Annotated in this window: 2 protein-coding genes; both read right to left on the minus strand. The window is 69.6% G+C overall.

Annotation, left to right across the window (positions count from 1 at the left end; translation table 11 throughout):
- Window positions 1–86: 86 nt before the first annotated feature.
- The gene (locus C1I97_RS35740) at window positions 87–1,547 is read right to left on the minus strand and encodes an aminotransferase class I/II-fold pyridoxal phosphate-dependent enzyme (protein ID WP_111007095.1); all 1,461 of its coding nucleotides are present in this window, start codon (window positions 1,545–1,547) and stop codon (window positions 87–89) included.
- A gap of 85 nt (window positions 1,548–1,632) precedes the next feature.
- On the minus strand, window positions 1,633–1,818 hold the full coding sequence (locus tag C1I97_RS35745; protein WP_111007094.1) for a hypothetical protein: 186 nt from the start codon (window positions 1,816–1,818) through the stop codon (window positions 1,633–1,635).
- Between the last annotated feature and the right edge of the window lie 343 nt (window positions 1,819–2,161).

Consider the following 2,161-nt stretch of genomic DNA (forward strand, 5'->3'; position numbering starts at 1 on the left):
GTAGAGCCACGGACCCCGGCCTGGTCCCGCCCCGTCACGGCGTGACGCACGGCCCGACGGCTGGACTCCGGCCGCGGTCCGTGGCTCTACCGGGCCGTCACGCGCAGGGTTTCGAGGGTGGGGTCGGCGGCGTCGGGGACGAGCATGCCCGCGGCCACGCCGGTCCTCAGATAGGTCACGACGTCCGTGGTGATGACCTCTCCCGGAACCACGACGGGCACGCCGGGCGGGTAGGGGCTGAGCATCTCGGCGGCGACGCGTCCGACGGCCTTGTCGGCGGGGACGTGTTCCGCGTCCGCGAAGAAGGCGTCGCGGGGCAGCATGGCCTGCTCCAGCTCCAGCGCGGAGGGTTCGGGAAGCCTCACCGGGGTGCGGGCCTCGATGGTGCCGGCGTGGTCGACGAGGCGGTGCAGGGAGTCGATGAGCAGCTTCTCGGTGCGGTCGTCGTCCGCATGGGTGATCTGTCCGCCGATCCGGCAGGTGTCGGACGATCCCATGTCGACGTGGCAGTGGGCGCGCAGCCACTCGGCGGCCTGCATGCCGCTGATGCCGAGCTCGCGCACATCGATGGTGATCCTCAACAGGTCCAGCTCCGCCGCCAGGCCGGCGTCGACGGCCTCCGGGCCCATCAGACGCAGTCCGGGCAGGGCGCCGACGGCCTCGCGGACGCGTGCGGAGCGGCGCAGCGCCGCCTCCAGCAGGTCGTGTCCCTGCTCGACCATGTGGCGGCGCCACCCGTCGAGGGTGGCGTACACCAGGGAGGAGGAACTGGTGGTCCCCAGCAGGTCCTCCCGCTGCTTGAGCACCTCCGGGGAGACCCGGTCGCCCTGCAGGTGGAAGACGGAACTCTGCTCGATCGCACCGCCCATCTTGTGGACGCTCGTGACGACCAGGTCGGCCTCGGCGTTCATGCCCCAGAGCGGCAGGTCGGGGTGGAAGGGCAGATGAGCCCCCCACGCCTCGTCGACGATCAGCGGGACGTCCTGGTCGTGGCAGGCACGTGCGACACCGCGGATGTCCGCGCAGGAACCCCAGTCGGTGGGCGTGATCAGCAGCATCCCCTTCGCATCGGGGTGCGCCCGCAGCATCCGCCGTACGTCGTCGGGCTCGGGCGGATGCGCCAGGTGCCGCTCGGCGTCGAACTTGGGATGCACCCACACCGGCTCCACACCGTTGACGATCACGGCGGCGATCACGGACTTGTGGGCGTTGCGGGAGACGAGGAGCTTCTCGCCGGGCCCGGCCACCGCCAGCATCGCGGTCTTCACCGACAGGGAACTGCCGCACGTGGAGAAGAACGTCCGTTCGGCGCCGACGGCGTGGGCCATCAGCTCCTCGGCCTGCGTGAGGACTCCCTGCGACTCGCGGCGGTCGTCGAGCCCGTTGAGGGAGAGCACGTCGGAGGCGAACACCCCTTCGCCGACGATGTCGACGACCCGTGGATCGGCTCCCTGCCCCTGCTTGTGTCCCGGAGGCCCGTACACGACGTCACCACGACGCCGGAACTCCTGCAACGCCTCCAACACGGGGACCCGGGAGTGATCCACCACGTCCTCCTCCTCAAGTGCCGCACGGCCTCGACATCTGACGTCGCTGTCGAGTAGCACGGACCCGGGGGTCGAAACGCCCGCGTCACGCCGTCGCGTCCACCGCCCCCTCGCCGCTGCGCACGATCACCAGGAACGCATCGGTCGCGAGGTCCATGACAACCTCGGCGGGAAGGCCCTCCAGGCGCCGGTCATGGGCGTACTCCTCCGCCGGCCACGATCCACGCGGACCGCCTGCGGGGAAGCGCTGAAGCACCGTTCGCCCGTTCACCTGGTACCTCCACCTTGTCGTGCTGTAATCAGAGATTTAAACGCCAAACACGGGGTGAATGTCTCGTCCAGTGACGGTACTGAGACGTACTCGACATGAATTCACGCTCAAAAGTGCGTCTCACCTCACACTTTTCACCCTTTCCGGTACGGTCCGCTTCGTTCCGCGCACCCTCCGCGTTCACCCCGTCCTCATCTCCCCTCATCCCTGCACTGCGGCGCACGCCCGCTGGCATACACCCGCCGACCAGGACGAAAGGACGACCCGCGTGAACCCGGCTCCGCTGAGCCCCGAGGACCCGGCCGAACTCGGCGGGTCCGAACTGCTCGGGCGGGTCGGGTAC

Source organism: Streptomyces sp. NTH33, assembly GCF_003236365.1.
Lineage (GTDB): Bacteria > Actinomycetota > Actinomycetes > Streptomycetales > Streptomycetaceae > Streptomyces.